The sequence below is a fragment of the Modestobacter versicolor genome, assembly GCF_014195485.1.
GTDB classification, from domain to species: domain Bacteria; phylum Actinomycetota; class Actinomycetes; order Mycobacteriales; family Geodermatophilaceae; genus Modestobacter; species Modestobacter versicolor.
Genome location: NZ_JACIBU010000001.1, coordinates 158,550 through 172,915, shown reverse-complemented (window position 1 = coordinate 172,915; position 14,366 = coordinate 158,550). Strand labels below are relative to the sequence as shown.

Below are 14,366 nucleotides of genomic sequence, written 5' to 3'. Positions count from 1 at the left end.
CTCCCCCACCCCGGCGCAGCCCGACCGACCGCTGGGTGGAAGCCGGAACCGGCCCGGGACGCGACGACGCCCCTCCCGGACGGACCGGGAGGGGCGTCGCAGCGGTGCTCAGCGGCGGATCAGACGTCCGACGCGCAGTAGACGTTGCCGTCCTCGGACTCGTCGGTGCCCGACCACAGCACGAACGTGGTGCTCGGGACGTCCTCGCAGAGGTCGGTGTCGGCGGCGGCGTTGAACTCGTCGCCGGTCATGTCCGAGTCGGTGCCCTCGATCCGGTACTGCGCCTCGTCGGAGTCGCAGTCGACGGTCTCGAACTCGGAGGCGTCGGTCTGCTGGATGCAGTCACCGACCTCCGGCTCGCCGGCGCCGAGGAAGGTGGTCAGCGCACCCAGGACGACGAGCAGGGCGATCACACCGCCGACGATCGGCAGCCACTTGCGCTTGGGCTTCTGCGGCTCGGCGGGCTGGCCGAACGGCGTCGCGCCACCCGGCTGGCCGCCGAAGGGCTGACCGGCCGGCTGGCCGAAGCCCTGCGGCGCGGCCGGCTGGTCGGGGGTGCCCCAGGGCTGCTGCGGCTGCTGGCCGGCGGGCGGCTGCTGACCCCAGCTCGCGGGCTGGCCCGGCTGGCCGGGGTTCTGCTCGGGCGGCTGGGGGCCGCCGGGGCCGGGGGTGCTCACATCGATCTCCTGGTCTCAGGGGTGCGGTCGGGGCAGATCTTGTCTCATCAGCGCTCAGGGAGCGCACCGTCCGCCCACAGTCGGCGCGTCACGTCCCCCTCCCGAGGGACGTGACGCGCAGCCCCGAGGTCAGTCCTTCGGCTTGGCCATCACCTTGTGCGCGGCCGCCTTGACGGCGTCGGGCAGCACCTTGTTCGCGGCTGCCTGGGCCTTCACGGCCTTCGACGCGGCGACCACCTTGCGCTCGCCGGCCATCATCGCCTCGAAGCCCTGCGCAGCCACCTCGTCGGCCGGGTCCTTGGGGCCCTGGCCCATCGAGGTGTCGTCCAGGCCGGCCCGGTCGAAGAAGTCGGTGTCGGTCGGCCCGGGCATCAGCGCGGTGACGGTGACCGAGGACTTCTTGTCCTTGAGCTCGGTCTGCACCGCCTCGGTCAGCGACTGCACGAAGGACTTGGAGGCGTTGTAGACCGGCTGGTAGGCGCCGGGCATGGTCGAGGCGATCGAGGAGGTGACCAGCACCCGGCCGGAGTCGCGGGCGGTCATCTCGACCAGCGCCAGCTTGAGCAGCGCGGCGGTGGACACCACGTTCAGCTGCATGATCGACAGGTCGTCGGCCCAGTCGGTGTCGACGAACGACCCGCTCTGGCCCACGCCGGCGTTGATCGCGGCGGCCTCCAGCGGCCGGCCGAGCTCCTGCACCCGGGACCACAGCTGGGCGACCCCCTGCTCGGTGCGCAGGTCGGCCTGCACCGGGATCACCTGGGCGCCGGAGGCCTGCACGAGCATCGCGGCCTTCTCGATCCCGGCGTCCTCGGCGTTCACCACCACGTCGTAGCCGTGCTCGGCGAACTGCTTGGCGAGCTCGAACCCGATGCCGCTGGAGGCACCGGTGACGAGCGCGAGGGGCTTGATCTGGGGCTCTGTCACGTTCTGCGTCATGTCGGCCCGGGTACCCCTCCGCCGCGCCGGCCGAACCCGCTCCGAGGACGGATCCGGGCGTCAGCGCCCGGCGGTGCGGCGACCCGGGCGGACGACGAGCGGGACCGGACGACGGCGCTGCGCAGGGCCGGCCCAGCGGCGCTCGCGGGCCTCCTCGGCGAGCTGGCGGGCGGAGACCAGCAGGGCCGACTCGATCGTCGGAGCGGTCATCGACGGTCCTCTCACCCGGAGCGCAGGCACCGCCCGGCGGACGGTGGCGCCGCACCCGGGAGCAGGGGGTACGGCCTGCGGTGAGGCTGGCACTCCCCCCTGACAGTTCCCTGGGTGCCGGGGACGAGACTGCTGGACGTGGGCGAGGAGACGGTCATCTGCTCTGCGAAGGGCTGCCGCGAACCGGCCGGCTTCGCGCTGGTCTGGAACAACCCGAAGCTGCACGCGCCGGACCGGGAGAAGGTGTGGACGGCGTGCGCCGAGCACCGCGAGCCGCTGTCGCACCACCTCGCGCTGCGGTCGTTCCTGCGCCGGGTCGACCCGCTGCCCTGAGCCCCGCTGCCCTGAGCCCCGCTGCCCTGAGCCCCGCTGCCCGTCGGGTCAGGGGCGGGTGACCTGGTGCCCGTGGTCGGCGGCGTAGGCGTCCACCACGTCGTCCGGGGGGAGGCCGTCACGCAGGAACTGCAGGGCCACGATCCGGGCGAAGTCGTCGATCGCGTGCCCCAGCAGCTCCCCGGCGATCCGGACGTCGGAGCGCGGCGCCTCCCGCGCCGCTCCCCGCAGGTGCACGGCCACGCCCAGCATCGCCGGCAGCGAGGCCTGGTCGTCGCCGTCCCGGAAGTAGTAGGTCTCGGAGTACTGGGTGAGGTCGACCCGGCTCTGCACCAGCTCGGTGGCCAGGCTCTCCAGCACGGGCGCGGCCAGGTCGCTGTCCGCGTCGTCGACCAGCCGGCGGGCGTCGACCCGGTGCAGGAGGGAGAGCCGGATCGCCAGCGCCCGCCGCCGGGTCAGCGCCGGGTAGATCTGCAGCACCCAGGTCACCGCGGCCGTCACCAGGGCGAAGCCGATGAGCGCCTGCAGCGGGACGAGCACCCGCAGCCACTCCGACACCGGCACGATGTCGCCGAAGCCGAGCGTGGCCACGGTGACCGTCGACAGGTAGAGCGCGTCCAGGAACAGCGGCCCCTCCTGGAACTCCAGCTCGCTGCTCGTGACGAAGCCGGCGGGCAGGTGCGGCCAGTAGACGAGCGTGCAGCCCAGCACCACCAGGGTCACCCAGGTGAACACGACGACCACCATCGCCAGCGGGCCGGCCAGCACGCTAGACCGGCCCTGCTGCCGGGCGCGCCGCCCGGCCCGCCACACCGCGGCCATCACCCGGCGGCTCACGCCCCCGTGACCGCTGGGGTGCCACAGCGTGTGGAAGACGTCCCGCAACCCGACGGCCAGCACGGCCGCGCCGAGGGCGGTGACCGCCCACGCCTGCACTCCGGACACCCGTGCAGCGTGCCAGGACGACCGGGCCGGCAGGCGCCGACCGGGCGCGCGCCGGCGCGTGTGAGGATCGGCCCTCGTGCGACGACGCGGCGAGGACGGCTCGCTCCCCCGCGAGGTCGGCGTGCTGGCGATCGTCGCCTTCGTGGTGGCGCTCGGCTTCGGCGTCGTCGCCCCCGCGATCCCGTTGTTCGTCCGCGACTACGGCGTCGGGACGACGGCGGTCGGGTTCGCGGTCAGCGCCTTCGCCTTCTTCCGGTTCGTCTCCGCGTTCGGCAGCGGCGCCCTGGTCGAGCGGGCCGGCGAGCGCGCCGTGCTGGCCGCCGGGCTGGCGGTCGTCGCCGTCACCACGGGGCTGGCCGGCCTGGCCGGCAACTTCCCGCTGTTCGTCACGCTGCGCGCCGCCGGCGGCATCGGCAGCGCGATGTTCACCGTGGCAGCCCTCTCCCTGCTGCTGCGGACCGCGCCGGCGGCGCAGCGCGGCCGGGCCGCGGCGACGTACCAGGGCGGCTTCATCCTCGGCGGCATCGCCGGCCCGGCCGCCGGCGGCTTCCTCGCCGAGATCTCCCCCCGGGTGCCGTTCTTCGTCTACGCCGGGTTCCTGCTGATCGCCGGGGCGGTCGCCCTGGTGCTGCTCCGGCCGGCGGCGCTGCCCCCGGCCGACCCGCCGGCCGGCCCCGCGGTGGACGACGGCGGCGGCCCGGAGCCCTCGACCGCCGCCGTCCCGCCGCCCGGCGCCGGGGACGGCGGGCTGCGGTCGGCGCTGCGCTCGCGCGCCTACGTCGCTGCGCTGGTGGCGAACCTCGGCGTCGGCTGGGTGCTGTTCGGGGTGCGCAACTCGCTGGTGCCGCTGTACGTGACCGAGGAGCTCGGCCAGACGGTGGCCTGGGCCGGCGCCGGGCTGCTCGCCGGGTCGGTGGCGCAGGCGGTCGGTCTGCTGCGGGCCGGCCGGCTGTCGGACTCCTGGGGGCGGCGACCGTCGCTGGTGGTGGGCACCGGGCTGGCGACCGCGTCGATCGCCGTCCTGGTGCTCCCCCCGGCGACCGGCGCGTTCCTGCTGGCCATGGCCACGTTCGGGCTGGGCGCCTCGCTGTTGGCCAGCGTGCCGGCCGCGGTGGTCGGCGACGTGAGCCCGGCCCGCGGCGGCCGGGTGGTGGCGGTCTTCCAGATGGTCGCCGACCTCGGCGCGGTCGTCGGGCCGCTGGTGGCCGGCTGGCTCACCGACGCGTTCTCCTTCCAGGTGGCGTTCGCGGTGAGCGCGGCCGTGCTGGGGCTGGGCCTGCTCGCCGCCCTGGCGATGCCCCGCCAGGCGCGTCCGGCGGCCTGACCGCGGGACTACCGCTGTTCACCTTTCCCGGGTTGGATGGAGGGGCCACCGGGGGCCCGCTCACCCGGGCGGCCACCCCCGACGGCGCTGACCGGAGGTGCTGTGCCCGCTCGACCTGTCCTGCTCACCGTCGACGACGACCGCGCGGTGAGCCGCGCCGTCGCCCGTGACCTGCGACGCCACTACGGCGACCGCTACCGCATCGTGCGCGCCGAGAGCGGCGCCGACGCGCTGGCCGTGCTGCGCGAGCTCACCGCCCGCGGCGAGACCACCGCCCTGCTGCTGGCCGACCACCGGATGCCCGGGATGACCGGCGTCGAGTTCCTCGAGCAGGCGATGGACCTGGTGCCCACCGCCAAGCGGGTGCTGCTCACCGCCTACGCCGACACCGACGCCGCCATCCGGGCGATCAACGACGTCGACCTCGACCACTACCTGCTCAAGCCGTGGGACCCCCCGGAGGAGCTGCTCTATCCGGTGCTCGACGAGCTGCTGGAGGCCTGGAGCCGGGCGGCCCGCGCCCCCTTCGACGGGCTCACCCTGCTCGGGCACCAGTGGTCGGCGGAGACCCAGGAGCTCAAGGAGTTCCTGGCCCGCAACCAGGTGCCCTACCGGCACCTGCAGGGCGAGGACGCCGCCGGCATCCGCAAGGCCGCGGAGCTCGAGGACGACGCCCAGCTGCCGGCCACCGTCTTCCCCGACGGCACCGTGCTCAGCCGCCCGTCGCTGCGCGAGGTGGCGAACAAGTGCGGGCTGGCCACCACCGCGGGCAGCCCGTTCTACGACGTCGTGGTCGTCGGCGCCGGCCCGGCCGGGCTGGGCGCGGCGGTCTACGCCGCCAGCGAGGGCCTGCGCACGCTGCTGGTGGAGCGCACCGCGACCGGCGGCCAGGCCGGGCAGAGCAGCCGGATCGAGAACTACCTCGGCTTCCCGAACGGCGTCTCCGGGGCCGAGCTCGCCCAGCGCGCCCGCGACCAGGCGGTCCGCTTCGGCGTCGAGGTGCTCACCGCCAGCGAGGTCACCTCGATCTCGCCCAACGGCGACGGCCGGGCGCTGCACTTCGCCGACGGCAGCGAGGTCACCGCGCACGCCGTCGTGCTGGCCACCGGCGTCTCCTGGACGATGCTGCCCGCCCGCGGGGCCACCGAGTTCGCCGGCCGCGGCGTCTACTACGGCGCCGCCGCGCACGAGGCGGCCGACTGCAAGGGCGAGGTGGTCTACGTGGTCGGCGCGGCCAACTCCGCGGGCCAGGCGGCGCTGCACTTCGCCAAGTTCGCCAGCCGGGTGGTGATGCTGTGCCGCGGCACCGACATCCGCCGCAGCATGTCCGAGTACCTGGTCAGCCGGATCGAGTCCAACTCGGCGATCGAGGTGCTCACCTGCACCCAGGTCGTCGCCGTCGAGGGCTCCGACCACGTCGAGCGGCTGGTGCTGGCCAACTCGCAGAGCGGCGCCACGCACACCGTGCCGGCGTCCCGGCTGTTCGTCTTCATCGGCGCCCAGCCGCCGACCGGCTGGCTGGGCGACGCCTTCGCCCGCGACCAGCGCGGCTTCCTGCAGACCGGCCCCGACCTGCTGGACGCCGAGGGCCGCCCGCCGGCGGACTGGCCGCTGTCCCGGGCCCCGTTCCACCTGGAGTGCTCCGTGCCGGGCGTCTTCGTCGCCGGCGACGTGCGGGCCGACTCGGTCAAGCGCGTCGCGTCCGCGGTCGGCGAGGGCGCCATGGCCGTCACGCTCGTGCACCGCTACCTGGAGGCCCACGCATGACCGCCACCACCCCGCAGGTCGACATCGCCGAGCTGCGCACGCTGTTCCTGTTCGAGTCCCTCGGCGACCCCGAGTTGCAGTGGGTCGCCGAGCGGGCCGAGGTGCGGGTCTTCGACGGCGACGTCGTCGTCTTCGCCGAGGGCGAGCCGGCCGACGCGCTGTACATGCTGCTCGACGGCGGGCTGCTGCTCACCAAGCACGCCGACGGCGAGGACGTCGTCATCAACGACACCACGTTTCGCGGCGCGTACTCCGGCGCGGTGCGGGCCTACGCCACCGGCCACCCGGAGGAGTACCAGACCACGCTGCGCACCACCCGGCCCAGCCGCTTCCTCTGGCTGTCCGCCGCCGACTTCGCGACGCTGGTGACCCAGCAGTGCCCGATGGCCGTCCACCTGCTCGACGGGCTGTACGAGGGGGTGCGGGCCACAGAGTCCGCCATGCGCCAGCGCGAGCACCTGGTCCAGCTCGGGCACCTGTCGGCGAACCTCGCCCACGAGCTGAACAACCCCGCGGCCGCCGCCGTGCGCGCCACCGAGCAGCTGCGCGGCCGGCTGAGCGGCATCCGGCACAAGCTCGGCCTGCTCGCCGGCAGCGGGCTGTCCCCGGAGCTGGTCGGCCGGCTGGTCAAGGCCCAGGAGATCGCGGTCGAGCGGGCGAGCAAGCCCCGCCCCGACCTCACCGCGCTGGAGGAGAGCGACCTCGAGGAGTCGATCGCCGAGCGGCTCGACGAGGTCGGCGTGGACAACGCCTACGACCTGGCCCCGGTGTTCGCCACCGCCGGCATGGACGCGCAGTGGGTCGACGACGTCGTGGAGCAGGTCGACTCCGGGCTGGAGTGGAGCGCGGCGTTCGGCTGGCTGCGCTACACGCTGGAGACCGAGACCCTGATGGACGAGATCGAGGAGGCGGCCACCCGCATCTCCTCGCTGGTCGGCGCGGTCAAGCAGTACTCGCACATGGACCAGGCCCAGCACCAGGACCTCGACGTCAAGCCCGGCATCGAGAGCACGCTGGTGATGCTGGCCCGCAAGCTCAACGGCATCCAGGTGCACCGCGAGTACGCGGCCGACCTGCCCACCGTCCCCGGCTACCCGGCCGAGCTCAACCAGGTGTGGACCAACCTCATCGACAACGCCGCCGACGCGATGGCCGGCGGTGGCCTGCTCACCCTGCGCACCCGGGCCGACGCCGACGCGGTCTTCGTCGAGGTCGGCGACGACGGGCCGGGCGTGCCGGAGTCGGTGCGCACCAGCCTGTTCGACGCCTTCGTCACCACCAAGCCGGCCGGTGAGGGCAGCGGGCTCGGCCTGGAGACGGCCCGCCGGATCGTCGAGCGCCGGCACGGCGGCTCGCTGAGCTACACCACCGGGCCGGAGGGGACGACGTTCTGCGTGCGGCTGCCGCGCAGCCGAACCCGCGGGTGAGCCGCTGGGCGGTGCAGGACGGGGTGGCCTGCGCGCACGCCGCCGACGCACCGCCCGCCCCGGGTCCGGCGACGGCGTGCGAGGACTGCCTCCGCACCGGCGGGCAGTGGGTGCACCTGCGCCGCTGCCTGACCTGCGACCACGTCGGCTGCTGCGACTCCTCACCGCACCGGCACGCCACCGCTCACGCCGGCGCGACCGCCCACCCGGTGGTCGCCTCCGCCGAGCCCCGCGAGCACTGGGCGTGGTGCTACCCCGACAGCGCCCTGCTCCTCCCCGCGTCCCAGCTCTGACGGCCCCGTCGCAGGGGCCCGGCCCGAGCGGAGCGAGGGGTGGGGGCGACGGGGTCCTTTCTCAGCTCCTCACATAGGGGATCGTCTGCGGGCCCTCCGGGAGCACGCACACCCGGGCGCCCGGGCCGGCCTTCTCCACGGCCTCGGCGACGGTCGCGGCGATGTCGGCGGTCTGCTCCAGGTGCGCCTCGGCGAGCTGGGCGTCGCTGAGGTGGTCGGTGTGCATGACCACCCGGTGCGCGGACTGGATCCGGGCCTGGATCTGCACCTGCCACTGGTCGGGCACCGTCTGCTCGCGGGCGCTGATCAGCTCGAGCAGCGCCTCCGGGGACGCCGCGGAGGTGAGCACCTCGCGGTAGGAGCCGTGGTCGGGGAAGCCGTCCTCGCAGGCGGCGGCGCAGACGATCAGCCCGTCGGGCTTGGTCACCTGCGCGGCGGCGGACATCCCCTTCACCGACTGGTACAGGTTCTGGTCCAGCGGGAAGCCCGAGCCGGTGGTGACGACGACGTCGAACGGGGCGTCCACCGGGGCCATCGCCACCTCGCGGGCCCGCTCGATCGCCGTCGCGTGCATCTCCAGCACGTCGCCGCCGAACGCCGCGATGACCTCCTGCCGGGTGTTCAGCACGACGTCGAAGGAGTAGGTGACGTCGGTGGCCGCGGCGATCGCCCGGACGTCGTCGTGCACCGGGTTGCCCTGGGTGACGCCCCAGGTCGCCCGCTCGTCGCCGATCCGCTTCGCGTCGTGCAGCACCAGCACGGTGTCCAGCGCGGCGAGCCCGGGCGCGACCATCTTCGGCCCCCCGGAGAACCCGGCGAAGAAGTGCGGCTCGACGAAGCCGGTGGTCAGCCGGACGTCGGCGTCCACCCACTGCTCGTTGAGCCAGACCGGCACCCCGTCGCCGAAGGTGCCCACCCAGCGGTGCGTGTCGCCCGCGCGGGAGTCGTGGTTGACGATCCGCACCGAGTCGACGACCTCGTCGCCGAACATCGCCCGCAGCTCGGCGTCGGTGTTGGCCCGGTGGGTGCCGGTGGCGACCAGGACGACGACGTCCTCCAGCCGCACGATGCCGTCGAGCTCCTCGAGCACCGCCGGGATCATCAGGTGCCGGGGCTGGGCGCGGGTGCCGTCGCAGGCGGAGATCGCCACGGTCTGGCCGGGGCGCACCCGCTCGCGCAGCGGTGGGCCGCCCACCGGCTCGCGCAGCGCCCGGCGCAGCTCGGCGGCCACGTCGGGGGCGGCGGGGTGCTGCACCGGGGTGATCACCGCCGCGTCGTCGGGCAGCTCGACGGTCAGCCCTCCGCGCCCGTAGGCGAGCGTCACTGCCTGCACGGTGTCCTCCTCGACGTCGCGTGCCCCATCAGACCACGCGGGTGCCCGGTCGACGTGTCGACGAGTCGACTCCGGGTAGCTGCCGCGGATGGCAGACGACGCGAGCTTCGCGGACACCCTCGGCGTCCGGGGCCGGACGGCGGACGACGGGACGGCGCGCCTGGAGCTCGACGCGACCGAGCAGCACCTCAACGAGGCCGGCACGGTGCACGGCGGCGTCCTCGCCACCCTGGTCGACACCGCGATGGGCCAGGCGGTGCGCAGCACCACCGGTGACGCCGACGTCCCGGCGACCAGCCAGCTGACCGTCACCTACCTGCGCCCCGGCCGACCCGGCCTCCTCGAGGTGACGGGCCGGGTGAGCAAGTCCGGTGACCACCTCACGGTCTGCGAGGCCGACGTCGAGCAGGAGGGCCGCACCCTGGTGCACGCGGTCGCCACCTTCGCCGTGCTCCACCGCTGAGCTGGGGCAGCCGTGCCCACCGTGCAGACCGTCCGCGGCCCGATCGACACCGCCGACCTCGGCCGCACCCTCATGCACGAGCACGTCTTCGTGCTGTCCACCGAGCACCAGCAGAACTACGGGACCGGCGACTGGTGGGACGAGGAGGAACGGGTCGCCGACGCGGTCGCCAAGCTCGACGAGCTCAAGGCGCTGGGCATCGACACGATCGTGGACCCGACGGTGTGGGGGTTGGGCCGGTACCTGCCCCGGGTGCAACGGGTGGCGGCGCAGACCGAGCTCAACATCGTCGTCGCGACCGGGCTCTACACCTACGCCGACGTCCCGTTCCAGTACGCGCACCGCGGCCCGGGCACGCTCGTCGACACCCCGACGGACCCGATGGTCGAGGACTTCACCCGCGACGTCGTCACCGGCATCGCCGACACCGGGGTGCACGCCGCCTTCCTCAAGTGCGCCGTCGAGGCCCAGGGGCTCACCCCCGGCGTCGAGCGCACGCTGCGCGCCGTGGCCGCCACGCACCGGGAGACCGGGGCGCCGATCACCGTGCACACCTCGGCGGCGGCGCGCACCGGCCGGCTGGTGGTCGGGGTGCTGCGCGAGGAGGGCGCGGACCTCACCAAGGTCGTCATCGGGCACGCCGGGGACAGCAACGACCTGGACTACCTGCGCGAGCTGGCCGACGCCGGCTGCCTGCTCGGCATGGACCGCTTCGGCCTCGACGTCTACAACCCCACCCCGGCGCGGGTGGCCACGATCGCCACGCTGGCCGGCGAGGGCTACGCCGACCGGATGGTGCTCTCCCAGGACGCCAGCTGCTACATCGACTGGTTCCCCGGCGAGGCCCGGACGGCGGTGGCCCGGGCGATGCCGAACTGGACGTACACCCACGTGCCCCGCGACGTGCTGCCGATGCTGACCGAGCACGGGGTCACCGCGGAGCAGCTGGACCAGATGCTGGTGGAGGCCCCGCGGCGGTACTTCGAGCCGGGCTAGGCGGGACGGCGGCCGGCGAGCTCCCGGGCCTGGGCGAGCTCCGCCTCGTCGAGCGCGGTGGGGTCGCCGGCCCGGCGGGCCGCGGCCTGCTCGTTGAGCCAGCTCACGTGGCGCTCCCAGGCCGCCCGCGCGGAGATGCTCATCGCCCGGCCGACCTGCGCCCAGTCCGCGCCGCCGCGCAGGGCGGCTCGGATGCCCAGCTGGCGGTGCTCGTGGGCCTTGCGGGCGACCACCTCGCCGAGGGCCAGCAGCTCCAGCGCCTCCTCCACGTCGAGCGTGGTGGTGACGTCCTTGATCCGCATCCAGTCGTCGTCGTCGTCCGCGCTGTCGTTCGGCTCGTCGACGACGACGTTGTCACGACGGCTGAGGAAGTCCAGCCGGGTCACTGCGGTCAGGAGCGAGAACTCGCTCTCCAGCACCTCGGGGGTGGTGGCGACCTCGGGCAGAGTGGTCATGAGGCACAGCATTGCCGGAAGTCGACGAGTTGTAACGCAACGTGAGGTTCCTCTCGGCGCCGTGCCGGGCCTCGCTCGCTCCGCGTGCTCGACCTGGGACGGCACGCGAGGGGCCGCCACCCGGCTGGGTGGGTGCCGGCCCCCCGTGGTGACGCTCGGTCAGTCGGGAACGCCGACGGCCTGCTTGGCGAGCGCGGCCAGCCGGGTCTGCACGGCGCTGACGACGCTCGAGCGGGCCTTGTGGGCCTCCTCGTAGCGGATGACCGTGGTGATGTCGGCGGGGTCGTCGAGCTGCTTCACTGCCGCGGCGATCTGCGCGGTGGACATCGAGTCGTAGCCCTTGATCGGCAGCTCGTCGGCGGAGACGTCACCCAGCTCGCGCCGGGTGGCGGCCACGGCCTCGGCCGCGGTGGTGTTGCCCTCCCGCTCGGCGATCCGCTCGGCCCGGCGCAGCGAGGCGACCCGGCCGACGGTGAGCGTCTCCCGGACGGCGCCGGAGAACGCCGTCGCCCGGTGCGCGACGTCGTCCACGACCGAGTTGAGCGTGCCGCCGGCCTGCTGGGTGCTGCCGATGGCGCGGTTGACGGTGTTCGCGGCGAACCGGACCGGCAGGTTGGCCAGCTTGGTCGCCCCGCCGGCAACGCGCTGGAACGGCGTGGCCTGCAGCGCGGCGGGGCCACCGAGGGCCTGCTCGGCCAGCACGACGGTCAACCACTCGACGGTGGCCGAGTGGGCCACGATCAACCGCTCGGCCAGCGCCTTGACCGCGGGCTTCCCCGCCGCCTCGGCGAGCACCTTGACGTAGGTGGCCCGGTCGAGCAGCTGGTGCTCCAGCTGCAGGTCCTGCAGCAGCGCCTCGTCGATGGGCTCGGCCTGCTCCAGCGTGCCCTTGACCAGGGCGGTCAGCCGGCCGAGCACCGGGGCGACGACGTCGCCGAAACCGGCCAGCTCGCGGAGCTGCTCGGTGATGGCCGTCGACCGCTCGGCGGCGTTGTCGGCGTTCTGCTGCAGCTCGCGGCGGACGGCGTCGGTGCGGGCCTGGCCGACCCGGATGCGGGCGATCTGCTCCTCGGTCTGCGTCAGCGTCAGGAGTACGCGGAGCTGGGTGATGAGCGTGGCGTCGGTCATGGGGACTCCAAGGGGTCGGGTGTGACCTGACTCCTCCCTACTGCCCACTCGCGGCCCACTGCTAACTCCAGCAAGCGTGGTGCTAGCAGTGTCCGTCGTCACACCCGATCGGCGCACGTCTACCTCACGGGGGGTAGCCGCCCAGGGCGGCCTGCCCACCGACGCGGGACGACGAGGACAGTGGGGCCGACACCAGGAGGTGCACCATGGCGACGACGAGTGACGACGAGCGCGATCCGGACCTGATCGCCGTCCAGGAGGGCCCGCAGGCAGCCCAGGAGCTGACCCGCCCGGCCGGGCTGGACCGCGAGCGCATCCTCAAGGCGGCGATCGACTTCATCGACGACCAGGGTCTGGCCGCGCTGACCATGCGTCGCCTCGGCTCCTCGCTCGGTGTCGAGGCGATGGCGCTCTACCGCTACGTGCCCGGTCGCGAGGACCTGCTGGACGGCGTGGTGGACCGGGTCGTCGAGACGCTCTTCGACGACCAGGACGGCGACGACGTCTTCATCACCGACCACAACGGCTGGCAGGACTACCTGGTCCGGCTGGCCCACGGCATGCGCCGGATCGCCCTGGCCCACCCGGCGGTCTTCCCGCTGATCGCCAGCCGCCCGCCGGCCGCCCCGTGGGTGCGCCCGCCGCTGCGCAGCCTGCGCCTGGTCGAGTCCTTCCTGGGCACGCTGCACGACGCCGGCTTCTCCGACCCGGCCGCGGTCGCCGCCTACCGCGCCTACTCCAGCTTCCTGCTCGGCCACCTGCTGCTCGAGGTCACCCAGATCGGGGCCCAGGTCAGCCTGCTCGACCAGCCCGAGGGCGACCCGGAGGCCCAGGAGCGCACCGATCTCACCGAGTACCCGAACCTCCTGCGCACCGAGCAGCTGCTCGGCCAGGACAAGTCGGCCGCGGAGTTCGAGGAGTCCCTGGAGAACCTGCTGGACCGGCTGGAGCGGGTGCTGCACGAGGCGAAGAACTCGGATGGCGAGGTCGGCGACCTCGCCTGACCATGGACCCGGGCGGTGGTCCCCCCGGGGTCGTGCGCGGGGAGTCCACCAGGAGGACGTCCGCCGCCGCCCGGCATCGAGCGGCGTTCACCGAATCGTCGTCCAGAAGCCGTTTACGTTGTAAACGGCGGGGGCACAGGGGGGTCCAGCGGCCACCGCGCACCACGGCGGAGGCCTGCACCCCACCCAGACCCCCCTGGAGGAAACCCCGTGATCAGCCAGCAGGACATCACCAGCATCATCGGCAGCAACGCCGTGGACAACGACGGCGACAAGCTGGGCAAGGTCGGCCAGGTCTACCTGGACGACCAGACCGGCCGCCCGGAGTGGGCCACGGTCAGCACCGGCCTGTTCGGGACCTCGGAGACCTTCGTCCCGCTCACCGACGCCACCGTCAGCGGCGGCACCCTCCGCGTGCCCTACGAGAAGGCCAAGGTCAAGGACGCCCCGCGCGTGGACGCCGACCAGGGCCACCTCTCCCCCGCCGAGGAGGAGGAGCTCTACCGCTACTACGGCATCGGCACCGGCACCGCCGGCTACACCGACACCACGACCGACACCACGACCGGCACCGCGGGCTACACGGACACGACCACCGCCGGCTACACGGACACCACGACGGACACCAACCGCCACGGCACCGTCGGCCACGACACCTCCGGCCCGACGACCGACAGCGCGATGACCCGCTCCGAGGAGCAGCTCCGCGTCGGCACCCAGCAGGTCGAGGCCGGCCGCGCCCGCCTCCGCAAGTTCATCGTGACCGAGAACGTCACGACCACGGTCCCGGTCTCCCACGAGGAGGTCCGGATCGAGCGCGAGCCGATCACCGACGCCAACATCGGCGACGCCCTCGACGGCCCGGCCATCTCCGAGGAGGAGCACGAGGTCGTCCTGCACGCCGAGCGCCCGGTGGTCGCCAAGGAGGCCGTCCCGGTCGAGCGCGTGCGGCTGGACACCCAGGTCGTCACGGAGCAGGAGACGGTGACCGACACGGTCCGCAAGGAGCAGATCGAGGCCGACACCGACGGCATCACGGACATCAACCGCCGCTGACCGGCCCCTTGATCTC

Annotated in this window: 16 protein-coding genes; 9 read left to right on the top strand and 7 right to left on the bottom strand. The window is 73.8% G+C overall.

Annotation, left to right across the window (positions count from 1 at the left end):
• Window positions 1-119: 119 nt before the first annotated feature.
• The 3 genes from FHX36_RS00795 to FHX36_RS00785 all read right to left on the bottom strand — a co-directional run bounded on the left by FHX36_RS00795 (window position 120) and on the right by FHX36_RS00785 (window position 1,826).
• Entirely contained in the window at window positions 120-677 is a 558-nt protein-coding gene (locus FHX36_RS00795; RefSeq protein ID WP_110551430.1) for an LppU/SCO3897 family protein, read from the bottom strand.
• Window positions 678-806: 129 nt separating this feature from the next.
• A complete protein-coding gene (locus FHX36_RS00790; protein ID WP_343056538.1) occupies window positions 807-1,604 on the bottom strand; it encodes an SDR family NAD(P)-dependent oxidoreductase in 798 nt (265 codons plus the stop codon).
• A 72-nt stretch (window positions 1,605-1,676) separates the two neighbouring features.
• Window positions 1,677-1,826 (bottom strand): hypothetical protein, encoded by a 150-nt coding sequence (locus tag FHX36_RS00785; protein ID WP_181428691.1) that lies wholly within the window; start codon window positions 1,824-1,826, stop codon window positions 1,677-1,679.
• A gap of 114 nt (window positions 1,827-1,940) precedes the next feature.
• On the opposite strand from FHX36_RS00785, the gene FHX36_RS00780 reads away from it, so the two are divergent.
• Window positions 1,941-2,159, top strand: a complete 219-nt coding sequence (locus FHX36_RS00780) for a hypothetical protein (protein WP_258372627.1) — start codon at window positions 1,941-1,943, stop codon at window positions 2,157-2,159.
• Window positions 2,160-2,207: 48 nt separating this feature from the next.
• Here the strand turns inward: FHX36_RS00780 and FHX36_RS00775 are convergent, their stop codons facing one another.
• Window positions 2,208-3,104, bottom strand: a complete 897-nt coding sequence (locus FHX36_RS00775) for a potassium channel family protein (protein WP_220035860.1) — start codon at window positions 3,102-3,104, stop codon at window positions 2,208-2,210.
• A gap of 76 nt (window positions 3,105-3,180) precedes the next feature.
• Here FHX36_RS00775 and FHX36_RS00770 point away from each other — a divergent pair, with 76 nt between their 5' ends.
• The 4 genes from FHX36_RS00770 (at window position 3,181) to FHX36_RS23250 (ending at window position 7,915) form a co-directional block, all read left to right on the top strand.
• Window positions 3,181-4,428 carry an MFS transporter gene (locus FHX36_RS00770; protein ID WP_110551434.1) on the top strand — a complete coding sequence of 416 codons (1,248 nt, stop codon included), beginning with the start codon at window positions 3,181-3,183 and terminating at the stop codon, window positions 4,426-4,428.
• 102 nt (window positions 4,429-4,530) lie between these two features.
• Window positions 4,531-6,195: an NAD(P)/FAD-dependent oxidoreductase gene (locus FHX36_RS23255; protein ID WP_110551435.1), complete on the top strand. Its 1,665-nt coding sequence runs from the start codon at window positions 4,531-4,533 to the stop codon at window positions 6,193-6,195.
• Window positions 6,192-7,622: an ATP-binding protein gene (locus FHX36_RS00760; RefSeq protein ID WP_110551436.1), complete on the top strand. Its 1,431-nt coding sequence runs from the start codon at window positions 6,192-6,194 to the stop codon at window positions 7,620-7,622. The genes FHX36_RS23255 and FHX36_RS00760 overlap by 4 nt, the downstream gene beginning before the upstream one ends.
• The gene (locus FHX36_RS23250) at window positions 7,619-7,915 is read left to right on the top strand and encodes a UBP-type zinc finger domain-containing protein (RefSeq protein WP_258372628.1); all 297 of its coding nucleotides are present in this window, start codon (window positions 7,619-7,621) and stop codon (window positions 7,913-7,915) included. The genes FHX36_RS00760 and FHX36_RS23250 overlap by 4 nt, the downstream gene beginning before the upstream one ends.
• A 61-nt stretch (window positions 7,916-7,976) precedes the next feature.
• Here FHX36_RS23250 and larA read toward each other — a convergent pair whose 3' ends face one another.
• Window positions 7,977-9,248: a nickel-dependent lactate racemase gene (gene larA / locus FHX36_RS00750; protein WP_110551437.1), complete on the bottom strand. Its 1,272-nt coding sequence runs from the start codon at window positions 9,246-9,248 to the stop codon at window positions 7,977-7,979.
• An 88-nt stretch (window positions 9,249-9,336) separates the two neighbouring features.
• Between larA and FHX36_RS00745 the strand changes: the two genes are divergently transcribed.
• Both FHX36_RS00745 and FHX36_RS00740 read left to right on the top strand, forming a co-directional pair.
• Entirely contained in the window at window positions 9,337-9,711 is a 375-nt protein-coding gene (locus tag FHX36_RS00745) for a PaaI family thioesterase (RefSeq protein ID WP_110551438.1), read from the top strand.
• Window positions 9,712-9,723: 12 nt separating this feature from the next.
• A complete protein-coding gene (locus tag FHX36_RS00740) occupies window positions 9,724-10,707 on the top strand; it encodes a phosphotriesterase family protein (RefSeq protein ID WP_110551439.1) in 984 nt (327 codons plus the stop codon).
• On the opposite strand, the gene FHX36_RS00735 is transcribed toward FHX36_RS00740, so the two are convergent.
• On the bottom strand, window positions 10,704-11,162 hold the full coding sequence (locus tag FHX36_RS00735) for a hypothetical protein (RefSeq protein WP_181428692.1): 459 nt from the start codon (window positions 11,160-11,162) through the stop codon (window positions 10,704-10,706). The genes FHX36_RS00740 and FHX36_RS00735 overlap by 4 nt on opposite strands.
• A gap of 159 nt (window positions 11,163-11,321) precedes the next feature.
• Window positions 11,322-12,290 carry a DUF8129 domain-containing protein gene (locus tag FHX36_RS00730; protein WP_110551440.1) on the bottom strand — a complete coding sequence of 323 codons (969 nt, stop codon included), beginning with the start codon at window positions 12,288-12,290 and terminating at the stop codon, window positions 11,322-11,324.
• Between the two features lie 206 nt (window positions 12,291-12,496).
• Here FHX36_RS00730 and FHX36_RS00725 point away from each other — a divergent pair, with 206 nt between their 5' ends.
• Entirely contained in the window at window positions 12,497-13,294 is a 798-nt protein-coding gene (locus FHX36_RS00725) for a TetR/AcrR family transcriptional regulator C-terminal domain-containing protein (protein WP_110551441.1), read from the top strand.
• Window positions 13,295-13,504: 210 nt separating this feature from the next.
• The gene (locus FHX36_RS00720) at window positions 13,505-14,350 is read left to right on the top strand and encodes a DUF2382 domain-containing protein (protein WP_110551442.1); all 846 of its coding nucleotides are present in this window, start codon (window positions 13,505-13,507) and stop codon (window positions 14,348-14,350) included.
• Window positions 14,351-14,366 lie beyond the last annotated feature (16 nt).